Annotated in this window: 2 protein-coding genes; both read right to left on the bottom strand. The window is 48.6% G+C overall.

Features of this window, described 5'->3' with window-relative positions; genetic code table 11:
* Positions 1–814 (bottom strand): protein rep (locus QP752_RS11160; RefSeq protein WP_065553125.1); only part of this gene is annotated, 814 nt, incomplete at its 3' end.
* Positions 815–1,536: 722 nt separating this feature from the next.
* Positions 1,537–1,764 (bottom strand): hypothetical protein (locus QP752_RS11155; protein ID WP_284805529.1); only part of this gene is annotated, 228 nt, incomplete at its 5' end.

The raw sequence follows: 1,764 nt of genomic DNA, 5'->3' as shown, positions 1-1,764 counted from the left end.
TTTTTAGCGCCCCACCGGTCGAGATAAAACGGCGCTTGTGAAGCTGCCGCGTCAGCTCAAGAAACCACTCAGGATCGTTTGCCATATCTTCCGGTTTAACGGAGTATTTCAGCGTTTCAGCAACCGCGCTTTGCAGTTGCTCGGCAACGTTGGCCACAACCTCACCTGTCTTAGTTTTTACTGCCCGAATATCGATATTCGGCTCATAGTTCACCCGCAAGCAATCGCGCCAGAGTTCTACCCAACGTTCGTGCTTAACGTAGTTCTTCCCTTTAAACCAAGAAGGTTGCACCATCAGCAGACAGTGAAAATGCGGATGTGCGCTGCCATCCTTACCTCGCGTCACCTCCGTAGCCCTGATCCACCCCTGAACAGGTGATAGCTCCTTTCGCTTTTCCATTCGCTTAAACGCCGCATTCATTGCTGTAAGGACTGTTCCAAGTTCACCTATCTCGCAGTTCCTGACAGTTAACGTCAGAAACAACCATCGGGAAGACGGGTAATCCACAACGATTTTCGGTAGAGCCTGATAAAAACGGGCTTGCCACATGAGGGTTCTTCTCCACTGGCAGACAGGGCAATGACGGACACGGCAAAATTGCGCACTACGAAGCCGTAGGCGCGTTTCTCCGGTTTCCATGATGGTAGACCAACCAAAACGTAACAAACCGCTACAGGAGGCCATACGGAGTGCATAGCGCTCGAATTCAGCAGCAGTCTGGTAGATACCCCCGACAGAATCGGTAAGCGTGCGCTGGGTATCCCAAACTGCATCACGGGGGCTGTAGTCCGAAAGGAATTTATCTTCTGACATTAAGCCTGCTCCGATCTGGGCAGGCTGTGATTTGATGTGGTATATTCATCACGTACCTGTGCATTGCGAGCCAGTACATGTCACCAGAGTTTGCCGCTGAGGTGACACATTCGAAATGTTGGGGAGTGTTGACGCACTCCCCAACGCCGATTAAAAACGCCTCAATTCTGCTCCATTTTCTTTGACCTGTCAAAACCCACTCAAAGCCTCGTCATTACTGGGCTAAACCACTATTTCATATCCGCCATTTATCCCTTAAGTATAAATACAAGGATCACGCGCGAGAATTGCGCAAAAAATAACCACAATTTTAACCCCCCAAAACAAGCACCCCCGAACGGCTTACCCCAACCTTTTCCACACACCCGATCACCAAAACAGGGAATAAAAACAAAACCCTGTCTTACAGGTGGATGGCCTCACTTCGTGAAACCATCCACCCCGCATAAGTTTTTTAATCGGTGGTGTCGTCAATCACTAAATCGGAACCCCAAAGGGGACCCCCACGATTTAGCATTTGACGAGATTAACTCTCGGAGATGGCATCATGCTTTTAACGGACTTTAAAAAACGGTGAACGGATGCGGATTTTAATCCGTGTCTGTGAGGCGTTGAGCAACGAGCAAAGCGAGGCGGTAGAAAGAGAGCCAGCGGCAGGCTCAGGACGATAATCCGGGGAAAATGTACCACTCGCAGAGTGTTAACATTTGACATCGGATTGTCTATCCTGCATTGGTGTCGAGTTGGCAAGGCTGAGGATAATGCTGAGGATAATGCTGAGGATAATGCTGAGGATAATGCAGGATAGACAGAGCACTAGAGATTGCATGCAATCTCGTACCTATCACCTCAGCCTGCCGCTGGCTCTTTTCCAGAACTAAGAATGCGTTCTTAAAAATCCAAACTTGATACCGTTTAAATCTATTTTCACAAAAAGAGTTTTTACCCTC

This window comes from Corynebacterium sp. UMB10321 (assembly GCF_030228725.1).
GTDB classification, from domain to species: Bacteria; Actinomycetota; Actinomycetes; order Mycobacteriales; family Mycobacteriaceae; genus Corynebacterium; species Corynebacterium pseudogenitalium.
The sequence above is the reverse complement of the archived record's forward strand: the minus strand, read 5'-3'. Positions and strand labels throughout refer to the sequence as shown.